We start from the raw sequence: 24,586 nt of genomic DNA, 5'->3' as shown, positions 1-24,586 counted from the left end.
AGGGCGGACAGCGCGACCCGCAGGCGCGTGCCCGGCGGCTCGTCCATCTGGCCGAAGACCAGGGCGGTCTGACCGAGGACGCCGGCCTCCTCCATCTCGACCATCAGGTCGTTGCCCTCGCGGGTGCGCTCACCGACCCCGGCGAACACCGAGACGCCACCGTGGTCGCGCGCGACCCGGGCGATCATCTCCTGGATCAGCACCGTCTTGCCGACGCCGGCGCCGCCGAACAGGCCGATCTTGCCACCCTGCACGTACGGGGTGAGCAGGTCGATGACCTTGATGCCGGTGTCGAACATCGTGGTCTTGCTCTCGAGCTGGTCGAAGTCGGGCGCCTTGCGGTGGATGCCCCAGCGCTCGGTGATCTCGAGCCGCTCGCCCGGCTTCAGGTTGAGGCACTCGCCCGTGGCGTTGAACACGTGCCCGAGGGTGATGTTGCCGACCGGGACGCTGATCGGGCCGCCGGTGTCCTGCACCGCGGCGCCGCGCACCAGCCCGTCGGTCGGCTGGAGCGAGATGGCCCGGATCATGTTGTCGCCGACGTACTGGGCGACCTCGAGGTTGAGTCGCTTCGTCTCGCCCTGCAGCGTCACCTCCGTGGTCAGCAGGTTGTACATCTCCGGCATCGCGTCGGCCGGGAACTCGACGTCGACGACGGGGCCGATGATCCGGGAGATGCGACCGGCGGCCCCCTGGGCCGGGGCACCGGCGGCGTTCTCGCTGAGTGTTGCAGTCATGGCTGATGCTTCCTAACCTTCGTGGGCTTACTTCTGTGCGTCGGCGAGGGCGTTCGCACCGCCCACGATTTCGCTGATCTCTTGGGTGATCCCGGCCTGCCGGGCCTGGTTGGCGAGGCGCTCGTACTTCTTGATGAGCTCCTCGGCGTTGTCGGTGGCCGACTTCATGGCCCGCTGTCGCGCCGCGAGCTCGGACGCGGCCGAGCTGAGCAGGCAGGTGAAGACCCGGTTGCGGACGTACTTGGGCAGCAGCGCGTCGAGCACCTCGACCGCGTTCGGCTCGAAGTCGTACTCGGGGAGCAGCTCGCCCTCCTCGTACTGCTTGACCGTCAGGTCGACGCCCTCCTCGCCCGCGTCGTCGGCGTCGACGACCTCGAGGGGCAGCAGGCGCAGCACCCGCGGCTCCTGCGTGACCATCGAGCGGAAGAGGGTGTAGACGATGTGCACCTCGTCCAGGCCGCCCTGGTCCGTCTCCTTCAGGAAGTCAGCGGTGATCCGGTCGGCGATCTCGCGGGCGTTCGCGAACTGCGGCGCGTCGGTGAAGCCCGACCACTCGGCGGCGAACTCACGTCTCCGGAAGTGGTAGTAGGTCACGGCCTTGCGGCCCACGAGGTAGGACTGGACCTGCTTGCCCTCGCCGCGCAGCCGCTCGATCAGCTCGTTGCTCTCCTTGATCGCCGAGACCGAGTAGGCGCCGGCCAGCCCGCGGTCCGCCGTGATGACCACGACACCGGCCCGGGTGGAGCTCCCCTTCGGGCGGGTTAGCGGGTGGTCCTCGTTGGCGTTCGTGGCCACGGCCGACACCGCGCGGGTCAGCGCGGTCGTGTACGGCATCGCCTCGACGGCGCGCTGGCGGGCCTTGACGACGCGGGCCGCCGCGATCAGCTCCATCGCGTTGGTGATCTTCTTGATGGACTGGACGGACTTGATGCGGTGCCGGTAGATGCGCATCTGCGCTCCCATGTGCTCCGCCTCTCCTGGTCTTCGTGGTTCGTCTGGGTTCGTCTGGTTCGTCAGCGGCCCGGCCGTGCGGGCCTGGCTCGCTCGGCCCCGGGTGCGCTGGCGCGTAGGCCCCGCTCCCGTTGACCGGCCGTGCCTGACGGCCGGGCAACCGGGTGGGCGAGCCGGTGCGTCACTTCTTCTGCTTGACGATCTTGGCCTGGGTGATCTGGTCGGCACCGAGCTCGTCGACGGCCTCCGTGCCGGCCGCCACGGCCTGGGCGCCGGATGCCGTGAAGGTGAACTTGAGGTCGTCGGTGATGCGCTCGAGCGCGGCCTCGGTGTCCTCGTCCAGCTTCTTCGTCTCGCGGATCGTCGTCAGGACGGTGCCCTCGATGCGCAGCTGCTCGAGCAGCTCGCGCTCGAAGGCGCGCACGTCCTCGATGGCGACATCGTCGAGCTTGCCGGTCGTACCGGCCCAGATCGCGACGACCTGTTCCTCGACCGGGTACGGATGGCTCTGCGACTGCTTGAGCAGCTCGACGAGCCGGCCACCCCGGGCCAGCTGGGCGCGCGAGGCGGGGTCGAGGTCGGAGGCGAACATCGCGAAGGCCTCCATGGCGCGGAACTGCGCGAGGTCGAGCTTGAGCCGGCCGGCGACCGACTTCATCGCCTTGATCTGCGCGGCACCACCGACCCGGGACACCGAGACGCCCACGTCGATGGCGGGACGGACGTTGGCGTTGAACAGGTCGGCCTGCAGGTAGATCTGGCCGTCGGTGATCGAGATGACGTTGGTCGGGATGTACGCCGAGACGTCACCGGCCTTGGTCTCGATGATCGGCAGGCCGGTCATCGAGCCGGCGCCGAGGTCGTCGGACAGCTTGGCGCAGCGTTCGAGCAGGCGGCTGTGCAGGTAGAAGACGTCACCCGGGTAGGCCTCGCGGCCCGGCGGGCGACGCAGCAGCAGCGAGACGGCGCGATAGGCCTCGGCCTGCTTGGACAGGTCGTCGAAGACGATCAGGACATGTTTGGCCTGGTACATCCAGTGCTGGCCGATGGCCGAGCCGGTGTACGGGGCGAGGTACTTGAACCCTGCCGAGTCGGAGGCGGGAGCGGCCACGATCGTGGTGTACTCGAGCGCGCCGGCCTCCTCGAGGGTGCCGCGGACCGACGCGATCGTCGAGCCCTTCTGCCCGATGGCGACGTAGATGCAGCGCACCTGCTGGTTCGGGTCGCCGGACTCCCAGTTGCGCTTCTGGTTGATGATCGTGTCGATGGCGACGGTGGTCTTGCCGGTCTGGCGGTCGCCGATGATCAGCTGGCGCTGTCCCCGGCCGATCGGGGTCATCGAGTCGACCGCCTTGATACCCGTCTGGAGCGGCTCGTGGACCGACTTGCGCTGGACCACGGTCGGGGCCTGCAGCTCGAGCGCGCGCCGCTCGGTGGACAGGATCTCGCCCAGCCCGTCGATCGGGTTGCCCAGCGGGTCGATGACCCGGCCGAGGAAGTTGTCGCCGACCGGGACCGAGAGGACCTCGCCGGTGCGCTTGACCGACTGGCCCTCCTCGATGCCGTCGAAGTCGCCGAGCACGACGACGCCGATCTCGTGCACGTCGAGGTTGAGCGCCAGGCCCAGCGTGCCGTCCTCGAACTGCAGCAGCTCGTTGGTCATGGCCGAGGGCAGACCCTCGACGTGCGCGATCCCGTCACCGGCGTCGGTGACGCGGCCGACCTCCTCGCGGGAGGCCGCGCCGGGCTGGTAGGACCGGACGAACGAGTCCAGCGCGTCCCGGATCTCCTCCGGACGGATCGAAAGCTGCTCCGTCATCTGATGATCTTCTCCTCGTTTCGGCCCACCTGCGCGGGCCCCATGATGTTCGTTGACTGCTGCTGTGGGGTGGGCGGGTCGCCGGGTCAGGCGCCCATGGCGCGCCGGGCGCTCTCGAGCTTGCGCAGGACGGTCCCGTCGATCAGCTCGTCACCGATCTCGACCTTGATCCCACCCATGACCCGCGGGTCGACGACAGCGTTGACGCGAACCTTGCCGCCGTAGATCGTGGCGAGACCGGCGCCGAGACGAGCCCGCTCGGAGTCCGACAACGGCACCGCGGAGGTGACCGTCGCGGTCTGCTGCTCACGGCGCACGGCGGCCAGGTCCAGGTAGGTCTGCACGGTCCGGTCGAACCGGCGGCCCCGCGGGTGCGCGACGGCCTGCCGGACCAGGGTGAGCGTCTCGTCGGCGACCTTGCCGGCCAGCAGGCGCTGCACCAGCCCGAGCCGCGAGTCGACCGGTGCGGCCTGGTTGGTGATGGCGGCGTGCAGTGCGGTGTCGGCCGCGACGACCCGCTCGAAGCGGAACAGCTCGTCCTCGACCCGGTCGGCGCGGTCGCCGGCCTCGGCGGCCGCGACCACCGCCTCGACGGCCAGTGCCTCGAGCATGTCGGTCAGGTCACGCTCGGCCGCCCAGCGCTCACCGCTGACGACGGAGAGCACCCGCAGGGTGGAGGCGTCGACCTTGCCGGCGAAGAGCCGCTCGACGAGGGCCCGCTTGTCGGTGCCCTCCCGCGAGCTGTCCGCGAGGGCTCGGCGCAGCGTCGAGCTCGAGTCGAGCGTCGCCACGACCGAGAACAGCTCGCCGCCCAGCCGGCTCAGCGGGGCACCACCGACGAGCGCGGCACGGAAGGCCGCCCGGCTCGCGGCCGCGGCGGCGCGGGACGAGCCGTGCATCAGGCGTCCTCGCCTTCGACGGCGCCGACCTTCTCGCGCACTATGTCGCCGGACTCCAGCTCGGCCAGGAAGCGGTCGACGATGCCCCGCTGGCGGGTCTCGTCGTGCAGCGACTCCCCGACGATCCGGCTGGCCAGGTCGGTCGAGATCCGGCCGACGTCGGCGCGCAGCGAGACGAGGGCCTGCTGGCGCTCGGCCTCGATCTGCTTGTGGGCGGTCTCGGTGATCCGCGCCGCCTCGACACCCGCCTGCTGCTTCAGCTCGGCGAGGATCTGGGCGCCCTGGGCCTTGGCGTCCTCACGGATGCGCGCCGCCTCGGTGCGGGCCTGGGTCAGCTGGGTCTGGTACTCGGCCAGGGCGGCCTGGGCCTGGGCCTGGGCCTCCTCGGCCCGGTTGATGCCCCCCTCGATGGCGGCGGCGCGCTTGGCGTAGATCTCCTCGATGCGCGGCATGATCTTCTGCTTGACCACCCAGTAGATGATCGCGAAGGTGACCAGCCCGAAGATCAGCTCGAGCGGGTGCGGCAGGATCGGGGGCGCGCTCCCCCAACCGCTGCCCTCCCCCGCGGCGGGAAATGTCAGTGCATGCATGCGCAACTCCTCAATGGTTCACGGCTGGCCGGCAGGCCGGACGGATGCGCTCAGGACCGGAAGACGAAGGCGAGGGCCAGACCGAAGATGGCCAGCGCCTCGGCGATGGCGAACCCGAGGAAGGCGATCGGCTGGAGCATGCCGCGAGCCTCGGGCTGGCGGGCCACTCCGTTGATGAAGGCAGCGAAGATCAGGCCGACGCCGATGCCGGGGCCGATGGCGGACAGGCCGTAACCGAGGATGGCGATGTTGCCGGTCATGTTGATTCCATTTCCTTTGTGTCGGTCCCGCTGGCCCGTGCCAGCGAGGCGGGGTCGAACTCGTACTTCCGGGTGGTGCGGGCTTGCGAGTGGTGGGCGGGGTGTCCGGGTCGGGGGTGGACGGGTGCGTTCGTCAGTGCTCGTCGGCCAGGGCGCCGCCGATGTAGAGCGCGGTCAGCAGGGTGAAGACGTAGGCCTGCAGGACCTCGACCAGCAGCTCGAAGAGGGTCATGACGAACGCCATGATCCACGTGACGGCGCCGGCCACGGGCAGCACGATCCCCCCGTTGGTCAGCATGTACCAGCCGCCCCCGATGAACAGGATCATCATGACGTGGCCGGCGAACATGTTGCCGAAGAGCCGCAGCGCGAGGGTGACCGGCCGGGTGAAGATGTCGGTGATCAGCTCGAGGAAGAAGATCACCGGGATCATCGGCTTGGGCAGGCCCGGCGGCACCAGCGACTTCCAGTAGCCCACGAAGCCGTGCTTCTGCATGCCGACCACGTGGTAGACGACGAAGACGACCAGCGTCAGGGCGATCGGGAAGCCGATCCGGCCCATCGTCGGGTTCTGGAACGGCGGCACGACGCCGAAGAAGTTGTTGAGCAGGATGAAGATGAACTGGGCGAACAGCAGCGGGACGAACCGCATGAACTCCTTGCTGCCGATCAGGTCTCGGGCGATGTCGTTGCGCACGAAGTCGTAGACCGCCTCGGTGCCCATCTGGCCCATGCTGGGCACCACCGCGCGTTTCCTGGTCGTGGCGTGCAGCCACCACCAGAGCAGGGCCACCGAGATGATCGCGAGCAGGCTGGCCCGGGTGAAGGCCCAGGCCCCGTCACCGATGAGCGGGATCCAGAAGTCCTCGGTCCCCGGCGGCGTGTACTCCGTCGGCAGGACGGCGGCCTCGATGCTCACGGGTTTCTCCTTCGACTGCGTGGTGCAGGACTCGCGGTGAGGTGCGCGGGGCTCACGATGCTCCCAGCAACTGTCAACGCCGGGGTGCTACTGGGGGCCCACCACGACAGACTCAGTGCGTACCGTACCGGAACCAGATGTAGTAGATCGACACCGCCATGCCGCCGACGATGCCCACCCCGACGATCCACGACGTACCGAGCCAGCGGTCCACCAGCCAGCCGATCCCCCCGTAGGTCAGGGGTCCGGACAACAGGTAGGCGAAGACCCGCCAGGCCGAGTCCGCCGCGCGGACGTTGACGGAGCGCTGCTCCTCGGCGGCGGCCTGCTCGTCGCGCGGGGAGGAGGGCTCCGGTTGTGGTGTGCTCATGCCGGCCTCCGATCTCAGCACCCATTCTGCGGCCTCTGCCCCGGGTCCACCTGGGCCGTGGCCTCGCCCGGAGGGTCGTAGACGAAGATCCGCAGCCGCTTGTAGGCCCGCATCTCGAAGAAGAGCCACACGACGGCACACACGGTGATGCTGACTCCCACCGCGTAGCCGGAGAGCCAGCTCGCGTCACGCACCAGGAACATCGCGACCCCCAGAGCGGCGACCTTCAGGGTGTAGGCGACCAGCACCACGACCATCGTCGTCGTGGGCGGCAGGTCGGCCGTGCGTTTCATGACGAGCAGCGTCAGGCCGAAGAAGGCGATGACGAGCACGGCGCCGAACGCGGCCGACCAGGCGGCCATCGGGCTCGCGAAGAAGGCGGCGACCACGCAGGCGGCCGCCGCCACGAGGGTCGGCAGCAGGCACCCGCGCAGCAGCTGCGCGAAGGCATCGGAAGGGGCCGCGTTGCGGCCGGGTCGGGCGCTCAAGGAAGACCTGCCTAGTGCGTCGGCTGCGACGTGAGTCGTTGTCGAGTCGTTTGTCGAATTCGAAACGGGATCAAGGGTGCTCGCATCCTTGGCCACGTGACGCTCAGTGACGTGCGCGGGCTCTCAGGCACTTCCAAGGTGCTTGTGAATGCTATCACAAGCCCTTGGTCGGCCTCCACTTCGGCAGCCATACCGTGAGGACGACGCCGACCGCCGCGACGCCGAGGACGACCAGGACCGGGGTCCAGCCGTTCCAGATGACGAGCGAGACGGAGCCGAATGCGACGATAGCGGCCCACATGTACAGCACGAGCACGGCACGCCGGTGCCCGTGCCCGATCCGCAGCATCCGGTGGTGCAGGTGCTTCGCGTCAGGCTGCCAGGGCCGCTGTCCCGCCCGGGTGCGCCGCACGACGGCCAGCACCATGTCGAGCAGCGGCAGCAGGAGTACCGCGAGAGGCACCAGGACGGGCAGGAAGGCGGCGGTGACCTGGTTGGCCGACACGTCGCCGGGGTCCACGTTGCCGGTCAGGGTGATCGTCGCCGCGGACAGGAGCAGCCCGAGCGTCAGGGCGCCCGAGTCGCCCATGAACAGCCGGGCCGGGTGGAAGTTGTGCGGCAGGAAGCCGGCGCAGCACCCGACGAGGGCGGCGGAGACGAAGGTCGCGGTGGAGAACACGTTGGCCGGCACGAAGGACCGCGACACGATGTAGGAGTACATGAAGAAGGCGAGCGACGCGATGCCGACCACACCGGCCGCCAGCCCGTCGAGCCCGTCGATGAAGTTGACCGCGTTGGTGGACACGATGACGACCAGCACCGTGACGCCGACCAGGACGGGTGTCGGCAGGATGGTGACGCCGAAGACCGGCAGCGAGAGGAGCTGGACACCGGCGTAGGCCATCAGGCCCGCGGCCAGGACCTGGCCGGCCAGCTTGGTGAGCCAGTCGAGCTCGCGGACGTCGTCGAAGGCGCCGAGCAGGCAGACGATCCCCCCGGCGGCCACGATCCCCAGGATCTGTCGGTCGGAGAAGAGCGTGCCCAGGTAGGGCAGCGACCGCGCCACGAGGGCGGCCGAGACGAAGCCCAGGTAGATCCCCACCCCACCGAGCCGCGGGATGGGGGTGGTGTGTACGTCCCGGGCGCGGACCGGGGTGAACGCGCCGGTCGCTACCGCCAGACTCAGCACGAACGGCGTGATGATGTACGTCACTCCCGCCGCGACGATGAGGATCAGGACGTACTCGTGCACCTAGCCGCTCGCGTTCCCGGCGGCGTCGCCGGCCCGGCGCTCCGGCTCGGGTGCGGGCCCGGGCTGCCCCGGCTGCCGCGCTGGGACGGGGGAGCCCGGCGGGGCCAGGGCGGCGTCGACCTCGGCCTGGCCGAGGGCGCCGAGCCGTAGCGTGACCGGGTGGCTCCCGGTGCAGTCGACGACCGTCGACGGGTCCCCGGCGTCGACCGGGCCGGCGTCGAGGTAGACGGCGACGCTCTCGCCGAGCATGGCCCGGGCCTGCTCGGCGGTGCGGGCAGCGGGCTCGCCGGTCACGTTGGCGCTGGTGACCGCCATCGGACCGACCTGCCCGAGCAGCTCGAGCGCCACGGGGTGGTCCGGGACCCGCAGGGCCACCGTGCCGTTCGTGTCGCCGAGGTCCCAGTGCAGCGAGGGGTGCGCGCGCAGCACGACGGTGAGCGGGCCGGGCCAGAAGCGCTCCATGAGCGTCGTCGCGAAGTCCGGGATGGCGGCGGCCAGCCCGAGCGCGGTCCGGCCGGTCGGGATCAGCACCGGCGGGGGCTTGTCGCGGCCCCGTCCCTTGGCGGCCAGCACTGCTGCGACCGCGCCGGCGTCGAAGGCATCGCACCCGATCCCGTAGACGGTGTCGGTCGGCAGCACCACCACCTCGCCGCGTCGGACGGCCGCCACCGCGGCCGCGATCCCGTCCGCACGGGACGGTTCGCCCGTGCAGTCGAAGACGTCACTCATGGGAAGGCAGCCTAGCCCGCACGGATGGGCCGGCCCCGGGCCCGGCCGCCCGCGCCGAGGTCACCCGCGGCCGGCCGGCCAGGTCCGGGTGGTCGGTCACCTGCCCCCACGTGCCTGCCGCGGTGAGCGCAGCAGGCAGCGCCTCCCCCTGCGCGTCGGCGTGCTCCATCAGCAGCAGCCCGCCGGGCCGCAGCAGGGTCGCGGCGACCCGGGCGATGCGCACCGGGAGGGCCAGGCCGTCGGCGCTGCCGCCGTAGAGCGCCAGCTCCGGGTCGTGGTCGCGCACCTCGGGGTCGACGGGCACTGCACCGACCGGGATGTACGGCGGGTTCACGGTGACGACGTCGACGGTCCCGGACCAGTCCACGAAACAGGGCTGCGTGGCGTCGCCGCGGACGAGGTCGACCTCCAGCCCGAGGCGGGTCCGGTTGCGCCGGGCCCAGGCCAGGGCCGGCTCGGACAGCTCGAGGCCACGCACGGCGACACCCGGTCGTTCCTGCTTGACGGCGAAGGCGATCGCCCCGGACCCCGTGCACAGGTCGACCAGCCGTATGCCGCCCACCCCACTCGTGCGCGCCACCGGCCCACCGGGGCCGGCGAGGCGGTCGATCTCGGCCAGCGCGAGCCCGACCAGGACCTCGGTCTCGGGGCGCGGCAGGAAGACACCCGGCCCGAGGGCGAGGGTCAGGTACCTGAAGTGGCCCCTGCCGGTCAGGTGCTGGAGCGGGACGCGGCGGGCGCGCTCGTCGAGGTGGGCGGCATACGTCCGCTCGAAGGAGCTCGGCAGCTCGCCCCCGAGCACCATCCGGCGGCGCAGCTCGGCGGCCTCGATGCCGAGCACGTGTGCCGCGAGCTCGACGGCGTCGACGTCCGCGGAGTCGACCCCTGCCCCGGCCAGGGTCCGGGCACCCGCCCGGACCAGCTGCCGCAGGAGGGTCACGTGCGGGCGATCTCGGCGAGGCGGGCCGACTCGTCGGCCGCCATCGCCGACCGGACGACAGGGTCGAGGTCACCGTCGAGGACGTGGTCGAGGTTGTAGGCCTTGTAGCCCGTGCGGTGGTCGGAGATGCGGTTCTCCGGGAAGTTGTACGTCCGGATCCGTTCGGAGCGGTCGACGGTGCGTACCTGCGAGCGTCGGGCGGCCGACGCCTCGGCGTCCGCCGCGTCCTGGGCCAGCTGGCGCAGGCGGGCGCGCAGGACGCGCAGCGCGGCCTCCTTGTTCTGCAGCTGGCTCTTCTCGTTCTGGCAGGACACCACGAGCCCCGTCGGCAGGTGGGTGACCCGGACGGCCGAGTCGGTCGTGTTGACGCTCTGGCCGCCCGGGCCGGACGAGCGGTAGACGTCGATGCGCAGGTCGCCGGGGTCGATCTCGACCTCCCCCTGGTCGTCGGCCTCGGGCATGACCAGGACACCGGCCGCCGAGGTGTGGATCCGACCCTGCGACTCGGTGACCGGGACCCGCTGGACCCGGTGCACACCCCCCTCGTACTTCAGCCGGGCCCACGGCCCCTCACCCGGGCCGGGGCGGCCCCGGGCCGAGATCGAGACCCGCACGTCCCGGTACCCTCCGAGGTCGGACTCGGTCGCCTCCTCGACCTGGGTGCGCCAGCCACGCTGCTCGGCGTAGCGCAGATACATCCGCAGCAGGTCCCCGGCGAACAGGGCCGACTCCTCGCCCCCCTCCCCCGCCTTGATCTCGAGGATGACGTTGCGGTCGTCGTCCGGGTCGCCGGGCACGAGCATCCGGCGCAGGTGCTCCTCGACCTCGGCCAGCGCGGCCTGCAGGGCCGGTACCTCCTCGGCGAAGGAGGGGTCCTCGCGGGAGAGCTCCCGGGCGGTGTCGAGGTCGCCGCGGGCGGCCTGCCAGGCCCGGGCCGCGGCCGCGACCGGGCCCAGCTGCGCGTAGCGCTTGTTCAGGGTGCGCAGGAGGTCCTGGTCCGAGTGGACCGCGGCGTCGGCCAGCCGGGTCTCGAGGTCTGCGTACTCGTCGAGGATCGACTGCACGGTGTCGAGCACGGCTGGCTCCTCATGCTGCTGGCTCGGGTGAGCCGGGATGGTCGGTGCGACGCAGCGCCGGCCCCGCCGACCGTGGTCGCGGGAGCCGGCGGGCGAAGACCTACCTGGCAGCCCTCTTGCCGTAGCGCGCCTCGAACCGGGCCACGCGGCCACCGGTGTCGAGGATCTTCTGCTTGCCGGTGTAGAACGGGTGGCACTGCGAGCACACGTCGGCGTTGATCCGACCGCTGGTGGCCGTGCTGCGGGTGGTGAACGTGTTGCCGCAGGTGCAGGTGACCACGGTCTCCACGTAGTCCGGGTGAAGGTCCTTCTTCAACGCTCTCTCCTCGAGTTCATGGCCGGGTCGGCTGCGCATGCGCGGGTGCCGTGAACCGGTCCGGTGCAAGAGTGTGCCAGATCGGGCACGCCTGCCCAAACGCGCGAGCGGGCGCCGGCATTCCCGGGCGATGCCCGGCTCAGACCGGGGGCAGGCTGACGACCATCGTGGTCCCCTCGCCCTCGACGGACTCGACGTCCAGCCGTCCGCCGTGGCTGTCCACGATGGTCCGCACGATGGCCAGGCCGAGGCCGGTGCCCGGGATGGCCGCAGACATCGCGTTGCCGGCGCGGAAGAACCGCTCCGACAGGCGGGCCAGGTCGGCCTGCGGGATGCCGATCCCGGTGTCGGCGATCCGGATCCGGACGGCATCGTCCTGCTGGGCGACCTCGATCGTCACGCTTCCGCCGGACGGGGTGAACTTGACGGCGTTCGAGCCCAGGTTCAGCAGGGCACGCTCGAACTGGGTCCGGTCCACCCGGACCACGAGATCCTCCGGCACCGGCCCGGCGAGCAGGCTCACCCGGGCCTCGGTCGCGGCCGGCTCCATGGTCTCGACGACGCACCGGACGAGGTCCCGGACCGGCACGTCCTCCAGCGTGGCCGGCAGGCCCGTGCTCTCGATCTTGTTCAGCACGAGCAGGTCCTCGATGAGCCCCCGGAGCCGCACGGCGTTGCGGTGCACCACGCCGAGGGCGTGCTGCTGCCCGCTGGTGAGCTCGCCGAAGTCGCCGTCCTCGACCAGCTCGAGGTAGCCGGTGATCGAGGTGAGCGGAGTGCGCAGCTCGTGGCTGACGGTCGCCATGAAGTCGGTCTTCTGGTGGTCCAGTTCGGTGAGGCGGCGGACCTGTTCCTCACGCATCCCGGCCAGCCGGAACTGGACCACCGCGCCGGACACCAGCCCGCCGCTCTGCTCGGTCGCACGCACCTCCCACGGCAGCCACCACCGGGGCTGGTCCACCGTGAGCACGGCTAGCACGCCGAGCCCCTGGTCCCCGGAGCCCACCGGGACCAGCACCACCGAGCGGGCACCGGTGGCCCGGTGGAAGGCCAGGACCCGCTCGTCCCCGGCCCACTCCGGGTCGAACACGTCGGGCAGGACCGCCGCGTTGCCGAGCTCTCGAAGCTCGGCCTCCACCCCACCGAGGTGCCGGGTGAGCGAGGCCGGGAGGGGGGGTAGGTCGGGCAGCAGGTCGGCGTGCCACTGGCTGCGCTCCCGGACACCGGCGTCCTCGTCGAGGGTGTACAGCAGCACCCGGTCCGCGCCGAGTCCCTGGCCGAGGTCCCGGCACACGGCGTCGAGGGCCGCCGGTGCCGTGGCCGCGGCACGCACCCCTCGGGCCACCTCGAGGACGAGCCGACGCATCCGCAGCTCGTCGCCCTGCTGGGCCAGGAACCGGGAGTTCTGGCGATGCAGCTCGTTGAAGTTGCGGGCCAGGCTACGCACCTCGGCGGCCCCGTGCTCGGTGTCCGCGACCTGCAGGCTGTTGCCCGCCGCCTGCCGGCGCACCACCTCGCTCAGCCGTTCGAGCGGCTGGACGACCGTGCGACGGACCCGGCGCATCAGCAGGAGCAGGGCGCCGATCGACAGGGCCGCCACGCCGACGACGACCAGGCCGAAGGCAGCCGACGCCATCCGGAACCCGGAGCGAGCCGTGTCCATGCCCGCCTGCAGCTCCCCGGCCAGCGCCGTGCTCGCGCCCTGGAGCTCGACCCAGGCCTGCTCGACCTCGTCCGGGCCGGTCCGGACTCCCGACGTGGCACGTGACGAGCGCTCCGCCGCCGTGAACCAAGCCTCGACGGCCCGCTGCTGCGCTTCGGCCAGGTCGCCGAGGGACGAGCGGTCCGACGCGCTGAGCGCCTGGCTCCGGGTCGCCGCGAGCAGCCGGTCGAGCCGCGCCGAGGCGGCCACCCGGTGCGGCTCCAGCACCGCTGGGTCCGCAGCGGCCCCGTCCGAGGTGGAACGCTGCTCGAACCAGGCGTCGCGGGCCCGCGCCATCTCGAGCAGCACGCCGCCGTTGGCATCGACGGCCGGCCCGAACGCCAGGGTCAGCGCCCGGACCGCACGGCCCTGCTGCTGGACCATGACGAGGGAGGCCACCGCGCCCAGCGCGATGAGGACCACGAGCCCGACCACCACCGTGCGCAGATGGGCACCGGCCGACCGGTCGGCTCCGGGGACCGGCCTCACGAGGCTCCCTCGTCGAACCCGGTCCGCGTCATCACACCCCAGACCTGGCGCCGGCCGCGCAGGCTGGCCCACCAGCCCTCCAGACGCCACCAGACCGTCAGCTGTCGATAGCCGAAGTTCTCGAGTGCCGCTGCGGCGAGCAGGATCGGGATGGCCACCCAGCGGTCGTGCCGGTGGAAGGCCCACTCGTCGACCAGGAGGGCCGAGAGGGTCACCAGCACGGCGTACCCGTAGGCGAGCAGCAGGAACAGGGCGGCATACGGCACGTTGACCACCCCGAGGACGAGCCCGAGCGGCACCAGCACGATGCCGAACAGCTCGAGCAGGGGGGCGAACAGCTCGAACAGCCAGTAGTACGGGAGGGCCAGCAGGCCGATGCGACCGTAGCGGGGTCGCAACAGCATGCCACGGTAGGCCCACAGCGTCTCCCACAGCCCCCGGTGCCAGCGTCTGCGCTGGCTGCGCAGGACCCTCGCCGTCGAGGGCACCTCCGTCCACAGGACCGGCTCGGCGACGAACGCGACCCGGTAGTCCTGCCCCCGGTCGCGCAGGTGCTTGTGGACCCGCATGACGAGCTCGAAGTCCTCGCCGATGCTCGTCGGGTCCAGCCCGCCCACCTCGACCAGTACATCGCGCCGGAAGAGCCCGAAGGCTCCGCTGATGAGGATGAGGGAGCCCAGCCGCGATCATCCGGTGCGGCCGAGCAGGAAGGCCCGCAGGTACTCGACCACCTGGATCCTGGCCAGCCACGTGCGGGGCATCTCGACGCGCACGACGCGCCCGTACTCGACCCGGCTGCCGTTGACGGGCCGGATCGTCCCGCCCGTGGCCACGATCCTGGTCGGGTCGTCGACGAAGGGCTTGGTGACGTGCAGCAGGCCGTCCGGTTCGAGGATCGAGTCACCGTCGACGATGGCGACCAGCGGCTCGCTCGCCGCGTTGACCGCGACGTTGATGGCGCCCGAACGTCCCGAGTTGTCCGTGCGCACCACGACCAGGCGGGTGTGTCCGTCGCGGGGTACGTGGACGCTGTGCACCACGGTCCGGATCGGCACGTCCTGGGGCAGCTGACGCGGCACCGCCACGAGGTCGAACGCCTCCTCGAGCCGGGCGAAGGTCGCGTCGGTGCTGCCGTCGTCGACGACGACCACCTCGTGCCGTGGGTAGCGCAGCGAGAGGAAGGACTTGACCGCGGTGACGATGCCGACCTCCTCGTTGTAGGCCGGCACCAGCAGCGACACGCCGGGCGCGAGCCCGCCGCCCTGCCACTCGAGGGTCGTCAGGCGCCGGCGCTGCTGGGCCCGGAACTCACCGTAGGCAAGCACGATGAGCAGGAGCAGGGAGGTGTTGATGAGCACGAAGTAGACCAGGACCGGTCCAGCCACGGCATCCATGACCGTCCCGACTGCGGTACGCAGCCCGTCGACCAACCCCGACCAGCTCATCGCCCGCTCCGCTGGAGCGAGCTGACGAGAGCAGCACTTCGCGTGGCCGGCAGGTCCCGGAAGGGCTGCAGGGCCGCGACCCCGTCAGGTCCCATCCCGAGCAGCGCGGTCGCGGCCTCCTCGGCGATCCGCTGGTCGGGGTCGCAGACCAGACCGGTCAGGACTGGCAGGGCCGAGCGCGCGCCGATCTCGGCGAGCGCCGCCAGGCACGCGCGGCGCAGGGAGGCCGGTGCCCCGGCCGCGGTGTGGGCGGCCAGGGCCGGCACGTCGTCCGGGCCGCCGAAGCGGCCGATCGCCACGGCAGCGCGAGCCTGGACGGTGACGTCCGGGTCGTCCGCGAGCAGCTGCCGCAGGCGGGGTAGCCCGGTCAGGAAGCTGCCGCCGCCGATGACCGACGCGGCAACGGTGCGCGTCCGCGGGTGGGGGTCGTCGAGGGCCGTCCGAAGCGGGTCGGAGATCGCGATGCCCATCCGCTGCAGGGCCTCGCCCGCGACTCCGGCGGGCAGGCCGAACGAGCCCCTGGTGCGGCCCGGGTCGGCGCCCACGGCGACGAGGATCGGCGTGGCCGAACGTGGGTCCCCGATGAGGCCGAGCGCGAACGCAGCGCTCGTGCGCACCTCCAGGACGCGGTCGCTCAGGCTCGCCTCCAGGCCCTGCCGGGCCTGGTCGCAGCCCGCGAGGCCCAGCAGCTGCGCGGCCCGCGCGCGCCGGACGGCGGATCGGTGCCGCAGGTCGTGCTCGGCCGCGCGCAGCGCCCCGTGGGACCGGAGCACCTCGATGAGCTGCTCTGCAGGCGCGCCGCGGACCTTGGTCAGCAGATCGGCGATGCGCTGGTCGAGGACCGCGGCCGTCCTCCCACTGGTCCGGGACAGCTCCCGGACGCCGTGCCCGTCGTCGTCCTCCCCGGCCGCGACCGCGATGAGCGTGGCGTGGAGCGGGGCCAGCAGGCGCTGCTCTCGCCGCTCGCCCATGATCCGGAGGCCACGCACCAGGCCGACCGCGACCAGCAGGCCCACGCAGGCGCCGACCACGGCGATCGAGGCCCCGAGCAGCAGCGTGGTCCCGGTCATCGGGCCCGCGCCAGCATGCTGGCTACGCGGTGCACGAGCTCGCGTGGGCTGAAGGGCTTGATGACGTAGTCGTCGGCGCCGACCTCGAACCCGGTGTCGACGTCGGAGTCCCGGGACTTGGCGCTGAGCAGGAGGACCGGAACCGTTGCCGAGTCGCTCTCGCGGATGCGTCGCAGCACGTCGATGCCGGACAGGCCCGGCATCATGACGTCGAGCACGACGAGCCGGGGCGGGTCCTGCTGGAAGGCCGCCCACGCCGAGAGCCCGTCGGCGACGGCCTGTACGTCATACCCGGCCTGGGTGAGCTTGAACTCGACCAGGTCGCGGATGTCGGTGTCGTCGTCGGCCAGCAGGATCCGCGCTGCTGCGGGTCCCGAGTCGTCTGTCTGCATGATGTTGTCGTCCCCCTGAAAACGGTCTCGAAGGAGATCGTATGGGACATATCAGGCTTTTGTGCAACCGACGTGGGGTCGGCGCCGGCCGGGCGGCCCGCGGTCCGGGCCACCCCCAGCGCTTCGGCCGGCGCCCGGCGTCAGTGCTGGTCGTCCGGGTGGATGCTGCTCGTCTGCTGCACCTGCATGAGGAACTCGTAGTTCGTGCGCGTCTTCTTCAGGCGGTCGAGCAGCACCTCGATCGCCTGGGCCGGGTCGAGCGCCGCCAGGACGCGGCGCAGCTTCCACATGATCTTCAGCTCCTCGGCGGCCAGGAGGATCTCCTCGCGCCGGGTGCCCGAGGCGTTGACGTCGACGGCCGGGAAGATCCGGCGGTTGGCCAGCTCCCGGGAGAGGCGCAGCTCCATGTTCCCGGTGCCCTTGAACTCCTCGAAGATCACCTCGTCCATCTTCGAGCCGGTCTCCACGAGCGCGGTGGCCAGGATCGTCAGGGAACCGCCGTTCTCGATGTTCCGGGCCGCCCCGAAGAACTTCTTGGGCGGGTAGAGCGCCGCCGAGTCGACCCCGCCGGACAGGATCCGGCCGCTGGCCGGCGCGGACAGGTTGTAGGCCCGCCCGAGCTTGGTGATGGAGTCGAGCAGGACGACCACGTCGTGTCCGAGCTCGACGAGGCGCTTGGCCCGCTCGATCGACAGCTCGGCGACCGTGGTGTGGTCCTCGGCCGGGCGGTCGAAGGTGGAGGAGATCACCTCGCCCTTGACGGCCCGCTGCATCTCGGTGACCTCCTCGGGCCGCTCGTCGACGAGGACGACCATTAGGTGGCACTCCGGGTTGTTCGTCGTGATGGCGTTGGCGATGGCCTGCATCACCATCGTCTTGCCCGCCTTGGCGGGTGCGACGATCAGGCCTCGCTGGCCCTTGCCGATCGGTGCGACGAGGTCGATGACGCGGGTCGTGAGCGCCTGCGGCACCGTCTCGAGCCGGAGCCGCTGCTGCGGGTAGAGCGGGACCATCTTGTGGAACTCGACCCGCTTCAGGGCGTCCTCGGGCGATGCGCCGTTGACCGTGTCGAGGCGGACCAAGGCGTTGTACTTCTGGCGCCCGGAGTGTCCCGAGGACTGCTCCCCGTCGCGCAGGGCCTTGACCGCACCGGTGATCGCGTCACCCTTGCGCAAGCCGTGCTTCTTGACCATGCCGAGAGGGACGTAGACGTCGTTGGGACCCGGGAGGTAGCCGGTGGTGCGGACGAACGCGTAGTTGTCCAGGACGTCGAGGATGCCCCCGACCGGGACGAGGACGTCGTCCTCGCCGACCTGCACCTCGGCCTCGTTCCAGTCCTGCCCACGGCGCTTCCGGTCCCGGTTGCGGTTGCGGTTGCGACCCCGGCGTGCCGCGCGGTCCTCGTCCTCGCGGTTGAGGGGCTGCTGACGGGCCGCGCCCTGCCGGTTGCCCTGGTCGGCGCGCTCCTGGCGGTCCGGCCGCTCCTGACGGCCCTCCTCGGCCGACGGCTCGCCCCGGTCGTGGTCCCGCTCCTCGACCCGCTCCGCTCCCGCCTCGCGGTCGGCAGCAGGCGCCTGGTGCCGCTCGCGGTTCTCCGGCCCGGTACGGGTCGAGCGCGCGCGGCCCCGGTCGTCGAGGTGTTCCGGTCGGCCGGTGTCGACATGGTCCCCGCGCTCCGGGTGGCCCGGCTGCCGCTCGTGCTCCCCCCCGACGCGGCCGGTCCGCTCGTGCCGGGCAGGCCCGGTCGGCTGCCCCCGTTCTCCGGTGCGAGGCCGCGACGCCACGGTGCCGTGCCCCGGCTGGGTCTCGGTCCGGTCGTCCGGTCGTGCGCGGGTGCCCTCGGGCGTGGCGGGTGCGGACTCGGTGGCCACAGGTGCGGCAGGCGCGGTGGCGGCAGGCGCGGCTGGGGCGGGCTCGGTGGCCGCGGGCGCGGTGCCGGCGCCCGCGGGTGCGGCAGGTGCGGGCTCGCCGGCCGGGGGCGCGCCGGCCGGTCGGGTGGTCCGACGCGGGGCCCGGGCCGCCTCGGACGACCCGCCGCTCTGGCGGTCGAGGATCGCGGCGACCAGGTCGCTCTTGCGCATCCTGGTCGTTCCCCTGATACCCATCGAGGACGCGACCGCCTTCAGCTCGTCGAGCTTCATCGTCGACAGCCCGGCGACGGGACGGGTGGTGGTGTCTGACACGAAGGATCCTTCCCCCTCGTTTGCGGCCCGGGACAGCTGCTCGGTGCCGGACTGGGGACCCGGTGCTCGATCGAGGGAGCACGGACCATGTTGGGAACCACGGTGACGCCGCGGCGTCAGAGGTGACGGGTCGCCTCGCTGTGGTGGTGGAGCACCGGGCCTGCGGTCATGCGGCCTCAGTGCGGTGTCACTCTAACATCGACCGGGCCCTCGCCGACACACTCCGGCCCCGCGCTCCTGAGGGCCGTGTCGCCGGGAGACCGGCCCTCATCGGACCGTGACCCGTGCTCCGACGAGCGGCACCCCCGGAGTGAGCCGATGCCAGCTCGCGGACTCCGCCGGCACGGTGACGTCGTCCCGGTCGCGCCTGGTCGTCAGGACCAGCACCGAGGGCCCGGCGCCCGAGATCACGGCCGCATGTCCACGCCCGCGGAGGGTGTCGACGAGGTCCATCGACGCGGGGTAGGAGGACCGTCGGGCCTCCTGGTGCAGCCAGTCCCGGGTGGCGCCGTGCAGGTAGCCCGGGTCGGTCGTGAGAGCGTGGACGAGCAGGGCGGCCCGGCCCGCGTTGGCCGCCGCCGCGGCCAGCGGGACCTGTCTCGGCAGCACCGCCCGGGCGGTCTGCGTCGCCAGCCGCGCGTCCGGGACGAGGACGACCACGTCGACCTCCGGGTGCAGGGCGGGCCGTGCCGTCACGGTCCGGGCGGCGCGGTCCCGACCGGACAGGTCCGGCATCCAGCTGAGGGTCAGGCCCCCGTAGACGCTGGCCGTCGCATTGTCGGGATGGCCCTCGAGCACGCTGGCGATGTGGCCGGCCGTCGCGAGGTCGAGATCCACCACGCTGTCGCGGCTCGGCAGGACCGGCATCGAAAGCGCTTGGGCCGCAACCACCCCCGCCACGATGGCGGTCGCGGACGACCCCAGTCCGCGCCCGTGCGGTACCCCGTTGCCCGCGACCAGTGCCAGGCCGGCAGGCGGCTCGTAACCGAGCTCACGCCAGGTGTACTGGATCGTCGCATGGACCAGGTGCGACTCGTCCGTGGGAACCTCGTCGGCGCCGTGACCGGCGACCTCGATCGTCAGGCCCGGCTCGTCCCGGGTCGTCACGGCGTACTCGTCCCACAGCCCGAGCGCGAGGCCGATCGAGTCGAAGCCCGGCCCGAGGTTGGCCGTGCTCGCCGGGACGCGCACGTGGACCGACCGGCCGCCGGGAACTGCGGCCACCGCTTCAGTCCTCCAGGCCCAGGGCACGGGCCGCCGAGTAGGCGTCCACCGGCACCCGGACCGGCACGACCTCGGACCCGTCGGCTCGCCGCAGCGCCCACTGCGGGTCCTTGAGCCCGTGCCCGGTCACCGTGCACACGACCCGCGCCCCGGTGGGCACGAGGCCGGCGCGGTGGGCCGCGAGGAGCCCGGCGACCGAGGCGGCCGAGCCGGGCTCGACGAAGACGCCCTCCTCGGCGGAGAGGAACCGGTGGGCCGCCAGGATCTGCTGGTCGGTCACGGCGTCGATGCGGCCACCGGACTCGTCGCGGGCCGCGATCGCCTGCTGCCACGAGGCGGGGTTGCCGATCCGGATGGCGGTCGCGATGGTCTCGGGGTGGTCGACCGGGTGGCCCAGCACGAGCGGCGCCGCACCGGCCGCCTGGAAGCCCCACATGACCGGCAGGTGGGTGGCCGGGCCCGGCCGGGCGCTCACGGAGGGGTCCGACGAGTACTCTCGGTAGCCCTTCCAGTAGGCGGTGATGTTGCCGGCGTTGCCCACGGGCAGGCAGTGGATCTCGGGCGCGTCGCCCAACGCGTCGACGATCTCGAAGGCAGCGGTCTTCTGGCCCTCGATCCGGGCCGGGTTGACCGAGTTGACCAGCTCCACCGGGTAGGCCTCGGCGAGCTTGCGGGCCAGGGTGAGGCAGTCGTCGAAGTTGCCGGCGACCTGCAGCAACGTGGCGCCGTGGGCGATGGCCTGGCTGAGCTTGCCCATCGCGATCTTGCCGTCGGGCACGAGCACGCCACACGTCATACCGGCCTTCGTCGCGTAGGCCGCGGCGGAGGCGCTCGTGTTGCCGGTGCTCGCGCAGATCACCGCTCGGGCCCCCTTGCCCGCGGCGACGGAGATCGCGGTCGTCATCCCGCGGTCCTTGAACGACCCGGTGGGGTTGAGCCCCTCGTACTTGAGGTGGACCTGCGCACCGACGCGTGCGGAGAGCTTCTCGGCGGGAATGAGTGGCGTGCCGCCCTCACGCAGCGTCACCACGGGTGTACCAGCCACCATGGGCAGCCGGTCGGCGTACTCGGGGATCACGCCGCGCCACTGGTACGCCATCAGACCCCCTCCACCCGCATGACCGAGGTGACCTCGCGGACCACGTCGAGCAGGCGCAGCGCCTCCACGGTGCCGCTCAGCGCGGCGTCGGTCGCGGTGTGGGTCACCACGACGAGGCTCGCGCCGGACTCGGACCCGTCCTCGTCCGCCGCGACGAGCCGCTGGCGCACGGTCTCGATCGACACGCCGTGCTCGGCGAAGGCGGTCGCGACCCTGGCCAGCACGCCCGGCCGATCAGCCACCTCGAGACTGATGTGGTAGCGCGTCAGGGCCGCACCCATGGGGCGGACGGGCAGGCCGGCATAGCTCGACTCACCCGGCCCGACACCACCGGCCACGCGATGCCGGGCGACCGCGACGATGTCACCGAGCACCGCCGAGGCGGTCGGGTCGCCTCCCGCGCCGCGACCGTAGAACATCAGCTGTCCCGCGGCGTCGGCCTCTACGAACACCGCGTTGTAGGCGTCGCCCACCCCGGCCAGGGGGTGGCTGCGCGGGACCATCGCGGGGTGGACCCGGACCGAGATCCCGTCGTCGACCCGCTCGCAGATCGCGAGCAGCTTTATCACGCAGTCCATCTCGCGAGCCGCGGCGACGTCGGCAGCCGTCACGTCGGTGATGCCCTCGCGGTGCACGTCCCTGCCCGAGACGGTGCTGTGGAAGGCGATGGAGGCGAGGATCGCCGCCTTCGCGGCGGCGTCGAAGCCCTCGACGTCGGCGGTCGGGTCCGCCTCGGCGTAACCGAGCGCCTGGGCCTGCTCGAGCGCGTCCTCGAAGCCGGCGCCGGTGCGGTCCATCTTGTCCAGGATGTAGTTCGTCGTGCCGTTGACGATGCCGAGGACCTGGCGCACCTCGTCGCCGGCGAGCGACTCCCGCAGGGGACGCAGGAGCGGGATCGCCCCGGCGACGGCCGCCTCGTAGTAGAGGTCGACCCCGTGCGCGGCCGCGGCGGCGTGCAGCGCCGGTCCGTCCTCGGCGAGCAGCGCCTTGTTCGCCGTGACGACGGAGGCACCGTGCTGCATGGCGCGCAGGATCAGGGACCTGGCCGGCTCGATGCCCCCGATGACCTCGACGACGACGTCGGCCCGGGTCACCAGCTCCTCGGCGTCGGTCGTGAACAGGAACGGGTCGACGCCGGCGTCCGACCGGTCCCGGCCCTCGCGCCGTACCGCGATCCCGACGATCTCGAGCGGCACGCCGACCCGGGCACGCATGTCGTCGGCGCGCTCGGTCAACAGGCGGGCGACCGCGCTGCCGACGACCCCGCACCCGAGGAGCGCCACCCTCAGCGCCGTGCTGCTCACTTGACCTCCCACGTGTGAATGCTGCCGTCTGACCCCGGCGTGGCGACGGTCCTGTCACGATCCGGACAGCAGCGCCGCACGATCTGCTGCGGCGCGGGGTGCGGGCCGCACCCTGCCTCAGACATCGAGCGCGAGGATGTCGTCGATGGTCTCACGTCGCACGACGACTCGCGCCGCCCCGTCGCGCACCGCGAGGACCGGGGGCCGGGGGGTGTGGTTGTACTGGCTGGACAGGGCTCGGCAGTAGGCGCCCGTGCCGGGCACCGCGATCAGGTCGCCGTCGCCGACGTCGGCCGGGAGGAACTCGTCCATGACGACTATGTCGCCGCTCTCGCAGTGCCGGCCGACGACGCGCGCGAGGACCGGATCGGCCGGCGAACACCGGTTGGCCACGGTGCAGGAGAAGTGTGCGTCGTAGAGCGCGGTACGGATGTTGTCGCTCATCCCGCCGTCCACCGAGACGTACAACCGACGGGCCCCACCGCCCAGCTCGACCGGCTTGACCGTGCCGACCTCGTACAGGGTGAAGGTGCTCGGCCCGGCGATGGCGCGCCCCGGCTCGACCGAGATCCGCGGCACCGGCACACCTTCCGCGCGGCACTCCCGCTCGACGATGTCGGCCATTTCCGCGGCCAGGGCCGACGGCGACTGCGGGTCGTGCTCGGTGGTGTACGCGATGCCGAAGCCGCCTCCGAGGTCGAGCTCGGGCAGGTCGGCGCCCAGCTCCCTGGTCACCAGGGCGTGCAGCCCGAGGACGCGCCGGGCCGAGACCTCGAAGCCGGCGGTGTCGAAGATCTGCGAGCCGATGTGGCTGTGCAGGCCGAGCAGGCGCATCGTCCCGGACCGGTCGAGGATCCGGCGGACCGCCTCCAGGGCCTGGCCGCCGGCGAGGGACAGGCCGAACTTCTGGTCCTCGTGGGCCGTGGCGATGAACTCGTGGGTGTGCGCCTCGACGCCGACATTGACGCGCACCAGGACCGGCGCGACGACCCCGAGCTCGGCGGCGACGGCCGCGATGCGGTCGACCTCCTCGAGGGAGTCCACGACGATCCGGGCGACACCGTACTCGAGGCCCGCCCGGATCTCGGCGACGGTCTTGTTGTTGCCGTGCATCCCGATCCGCGACCCCGGGAACCCGACTCGACGGGCGACCTCGAGCTCGCCCCCGGTGCAGACGTCGAGGTTCAGTCCGTCGGCATCGATCCATCGCACGACCTCGGTGCACAGGAACGCCTTGCCCGCGTAGAAGACGTCCGCGCCGGACAGTGGTGCGAACCCAGCGGCATACTGTTGCTTGAACTCCCTTGCGCGAGAGCGGAAGTCGTTTTCGTCGAGGACGTAGGCCGGTGTCCCGAACTCGTGTGCCAGCCGGGTGACCGGAACACCCGCGACCGTCACGACACCGCCGGCGTCGCGCGTGACCGACGACGCCCACAGCGCCGGCACGAGCGCGTTGACGTCCACCGGGGTCTCCAGCCAGGCCGGCCCGCGGTACCCCTCGGCGTGCAGCGCTCCCGCTTCATGTGCTCGCATCGTCACATCCTCTCCGGAGCGCTCGCACCGACCAGGTGAAGTCCAGTGCGCAAGACATGACGGGTCGCGGTCGCGAGCGAGAGCCGGGCCCCGTGGACGGGTCGGATCGACTCCCCCACGACCATCGGTCGTACCGGGCGGGCCCAGGCGTCGGCGCGATGGGCGACCTCGAGGACCGCAGCGAGGGTGTGCTCGCGGTCACCGGGGTGGCGGGCCAGCCGCTGCGGGAGGTCCGCCAGCGTCACGAGCAGGACCCGCTCGGACCCGTCGGTCAGCTCCTCTGGCCGGTCGGTGGGCCGCGACTCGACGCCTGCGGCCCGTGCGTTGCGCACCAGTCGGGCCTGCCGTGCGTGAGCCCGCTGGACGGTGGCGACGGGGTCGCGGGCGGGGCGCGACCCCGGCCGTTCGTCGGGCACCTCGGGTATGACGCTCACCCCGGGGACGGCATAGCGATCCGGTTGCTCGAGGACGGCCCGGATCACCGCCGCGCGGGCGCCGTCGCTGACCGTGATGGCAAGCCACCCGCTCGGGGCGACCTCGACGGCGTCGATCCGTCGGTCGGCGACCAGCCCGGCGGCGAGCAGGTCGGCGAGCTCACGCGGCTCGAGGCCCAGCCCCGGGCCCCATCGGACCGCCACCGGACTGCCCCAGTCGGCGACCACTCCTGCACCCCTCGGGTCGACGGGGCGGAAGAGCGGGCCCTCCGGTGGGCCGGCCTGTGCCTCGTCGGGCAGCTGACCGACCCGTGCGGCGCGGGCGGCGACCTGGCTCAGCAGCACCCGCAGCTCCTCCGGTGTCA

General features: G+C 72.0%; 22 protein-coding genes and 2 pseudogenes. All 24 read right to left on the bottom strand.

The window, feature by feature from the left end:
* Positions 1-737, bottom strand: a pseudogene (locus WMI84_RS08300) (F0F1 ATP synthase subunit beta); the annotation flags it as partial.
* Positions 738-764: 27 nt separating this feature from the next.
* Positions 765-1,700, bottom strand: a complete 936-nt coding sequence (locus WMI84_RS08295; RefSeq protein WP_347352092.1) for a F0F1 ATP synthase subunit gamma — start codon at positions 1,698-1,700, stop codon at positions 765-767.
* 169 nt (positions 1,701-1,869) lie between these two features.
* The gene (gene atpA / locus WMI84_RS08290; RefSeq protein ID WP_347352090.1) at positions 1,870-3,507 is read right to left on the bottom strand and encodes a F0F1 ATP synthase subunit alpha; all 1,638 of its coding nucleotides are present in this window, start codon (positions 3,505-3,507) and stop codon (positions 1,870-1,872) included.
* Between the two features lie 86 nt (positions 3,508-3,593).
* The gene (locus WMI84_RS08285; protein ID WP_347352088.1) at positions 3,594-4,406 is read right to left on the bottom strand and encodes a F0F1 ATP synthase subunit delta; all 813 of its coding nucleotides are present in this window, start codon (positions 4,404-4,406) and stop codon (positions 3,594-3,596) included.
* On the bottom strand, positions 4,406-4,996 hold the full coding sequence (locus tag WMI84_RS08280) for a F0F1 ATP synthase subunit B (RefSeq protein ID WP_347352086.1): 591 nt from the start codon (positions 4,994-4,996) through the stop codon (positions 4,406-4,408). Before WMI84_RS08280 ends, WMI84_RS08285 begins: the two co-directional genes overlap by 1 nt.
* Before the next feature lie 50 nt (positions 4,997-5,046).
* Positions 5,047-5,256: an ATP synthase F0 subunit C gene (gene atpE, locus WMI84_RS08275; protein ID WP_301484549.1), complete on the bottom strand. Its 210-nt coding sequence runs from the start codon at positions 5,254-5,256 to the stop codon at positions 5,047-5,049.
* Positions 5,257-5,389: 133 nt separating this feature from the next.
* Positions 5,390-6,175 carry a F0F1 ATP synthase subunit A gene (gene atpB / locus WMI84_RS08270; protein WP_347352084.1) on the bottom strand — a complete coding sequence of 262 codons (786 nt, stop codon included), beginning with the start codon at positions 6,173-6,175 and terminating at the stop codon, positions 5,390-5,392.
* Positions 6,176-6,287: 112 nt separating this feature from the next.
* Positions 6,288-6,545 (bottom strand): hypothetical protein, encoded by a 258-nt coding sequence (locus tag WMI84_RS08265; protein ID WP_347352082.1) that lies wholly within the window; start codon positions 6,543-6,545, stop codon positions 6,288-6,290.
* Between the two features lie 14 nt (positions 6,546-6,559).
* A complete protein-coding gene (locus WMI84_RS08260) occupies positions 6,560-7,033 on the bottom strand; it encodes a hypothetical protein (RefSeq protein ID WP_347352080.1) in 474 nt (157 codons plus the stop codon).
* A gap of 154 nt (positions 7,034-7,187) precedes the next feature.
* On the bottom strand, positions 7,188-8,285 hold the full coding sequence (locus WMI84_RS08255; RefSeq protein WP_347352079.1) for an MraY family glycosyltransferase: 1,098 nt from the start codon (positions 8,283-8,285) through the stop codon (positions 7,188-7,190).
* A complete protein-coding gene (locus WMI84_RS08250) occupies positions 8,286-9,014 on the bottom strand; it encodes an L-threonylcarbamoyladenylate synthase (protein WP_347352077.1) in 729 nt (242 codons plus the stop codon).
* A complete protein-coding gene (prmC, locus tag WMI84_RS08245) occupies positions 9,007-9,954 on the bottom strand; it encodes a peptide chain release factor N(5)-glutamine methyltransferase (RefSeq protein ID WP_347352075.1) in 948 nt (315 codons plus the stop codon). Before prmC ends, WMI84_RS08250 begins: the two co-directional genes overlap by 8 nt.
* Positions 9,951-11,030: a peptide chain release factor 1 gene (gene prfA, locus WMI84_RS08240; protein WP_347352073.1), complete on the bottom strand. Its 1,080-nt coding sequence runs from the start codon at positions 11,028-11,030 to the stop codon at positions 9,951-9,953. Before prfA ends, prmC begins: the two co-directional genes overlap by 4 nt.
* A gap of 100 nt (positions 11,031-11,130) precedes the next feature.
* Entirely contained in the window at positions 11,131-11,346 is a 216-nt protein-coding gene (gene rpmE, locus WMI84_RS08235; protein WP_347352072.1) for a 50S ribosomal protein L31, read from the bottom strand.
* Positions 11,347-11,485: 139 nt separating this feature from the next.
* Entirely contained in the window at positions 11,486-13,537 is a 2,052-nt protein-coding gene (locus WMI84_RS08230) for an ATP-binding protein (protein ID WP_347352071.1), read from the bottom strand.
* Positions 13,534-14,931, bottom strand: a pseudogene (locus WMI84_RS08225) (glycosyltransferase family 2 protein). Before WMI84_RS08225 ends, WMI84_RS08230 begins: the two are co-directional and overlap by 4 nt.
* Positions 14,932-14,978: 47 nt before the next feature.
* The gene (locus tag WMI84_RS08220) at positions 14,979-16,052 is read right to left on the bottom strand and encodes a HEAT repeat domain-containing protein (RefSeq protein ID WP_347352070.1); all 1,074 of its coding nucleotides are present in this window, start codon (positions 16,050-16,052) and stop codon (positions 14,979-14,981) included.
* Positions 16,049-16,444 (bottom strand): response regulator, encoded by a 396-nt coding sequence (locus tag WMI84_RS08215; RefSeq protein ID WP_347352069.1) that lies wholly within the window; start codon positions 16,442-16,444, stop codon positions 16,049-16,051. Before WMI84_RS08215 ends, WMI84_RS08220 begins: the two co-directional genes overlap by 4 nt.
* A 140-nt stretch (positions 16,445-16,584) precedes the next feature.
* Entirely contained in the window at positions 16,585-18,627 is a 2,043-nt protein-coding gene (gene rho / locus WMI84_RS08210) for a transcription termination factor Rho (protein WP_347352068.1), read from the bottom strand.
* Positions 18,628-18,894: 267 nt separating this feature from the next.
* Positions 18,895-19,851 (bottom strand): homoserine kinase, encoded by a 957-nt coding sequence (thrB, locus tag WMI84_RS08205; protein ID WP_347352067.1) that lies wholly within the window; start codon positions 19,849-19,851, stop codon positions 18,895-18,897.
* A gap of 4 nt (positions 19,852-19,855) precedes the next feature.
* Positions 19,856-20,950, bottom strand: coding sequence for a threonine synthase (gene thrC / locus WMI84_RS08200; RefSeq protein WP_347352066.1), 1,095 nt, complete (start codon positions 20,948-20,950; stop codon positions 19,856-19,858).
* Positions 20,950-22,254: a homoserine dehydrogenase gene (locus tag WMI84_RS08195; RefSeq protein ID WP_347352065.1), complete on the bottom strand. Its 1,305-nt coding sequence runs from the start codon at positions 22,252-22,254 to the stop codon at positions 20,950-20,952. The genes thrC and WMI84_RS08195 overlap by 1 nt, the downstream gene beginning before the upstream one ends.
* A 117-nt stretch (positions 22,255-22,371) precedes the next feature.
* On the bottom strand, positions 22,372-23,787 hold the full coding sequence (gene lysA / locus WMI84_RS08190) for a diaminopimelate decarboxylase (protein WP_347352063.1): 1,416 nt from the start codon (positions 23,785-23,787) through the stop codon (positions 22,372-22,374).
* A gap of 2 nt (positions 23,788-23,789) precedes the next feature.
* The coding region (locus WMI84_RS08185) for a DALR anticodon-binding domain-containing protein (protein WP_347352062.1) at positions 23,790-24,586 on the bottom strand (797 nt) is incomplete at its 5' end.

Origin of the sequence: Intrasporangium sp. (genome assembly GCF_039812505.1) — a bacterium.
In the GTDB taxonomy this organism is placed as follows: domain Bacteria; phylum Actinomycetota; class Actinomycetes; order Actinomycetales; family Dermatophilaceae; genus Intrasporangium_A.
Note: the sequence above shows the minus strand (reverse complement) of the source record. Positions and strands in the feature narration are given on the sequence as shown.

Coding starts and splice junctions, on each gene's coding strand:
- WMI84_RS08295 (WP_347352092.1), bottom strand. CDS start 1,700: ATGGGAGCGCAGATGCGCATCTACCGGCACCGCATCAAGTCCGTCCAG.
- atpA (WP_347352090.1), bottom strand. CDS start 3,507: ATGACGGAGCAGCTTTCGATCCGTCCGGAGGAGATCCGGGACGCGCTG.
- WMI84_RS08285 (WP_347352088.1), bottom strand. CDS start 4,406: ATGCACGGCTCGTCCCGCGCCGCCGCGGCCGCGAGCCGGGCGGCCTTC.
- WMI84_RS08280 (WP_347352086.1), bottom strand. CDS start 4,996: ATGCATGCACTGACATTTCCCGCCGCGGGGGAGGGCAGCGGTTGGGGG.
- atpE (WP_301484549.1), bottom strand. CDS start 5,256: ATGACCGGCAACATCGCCATCCTCGGTTACGGCCTGTCCGCCATCGGC.
- WMI84_RS08265 (WP_347352082.1), bottom strand. CDS start 6,545: ATGAGCACACCACAACCGGAGCCCTCCTCCCCGCGCGACGAGCAGGCC.
- WMI84_RS08250 (WP_347352077.1), bottom strand. CDS start 9,014: ATGAGTGACGTCTTCGACTGCACGGGCGAACCGTCCCGTGCGGACGGG.
- WMI84_RS08220 (WP_347352070.1), bottom strand. CDS start 16,052: ATGACCGGGACCACGCTGCTGCTCGGGGCCTCGATCGCCGTGGTCGGC.
- WMI84_RS08215 (WP_347352069.1), bottom strand. CDS start 16,444: ATGCAGACAGACGACTCGGGACCCGCAGCAGCGCGGATCCTGCTGGCC.
- thrC (WP_347352066.1), bottom strand. CDS start 20,950: ATGGCGTACCAGTGGCGCGGCGTGATCCCCGAGTACGCCGACCGGCTG.
- lysA (WP_347352063.1), bottom strand. CDS start 23,787: ATGCGAGCACATGAAGCGGGAGCGCTGCACGCCGAGGGGTACCGCGGG.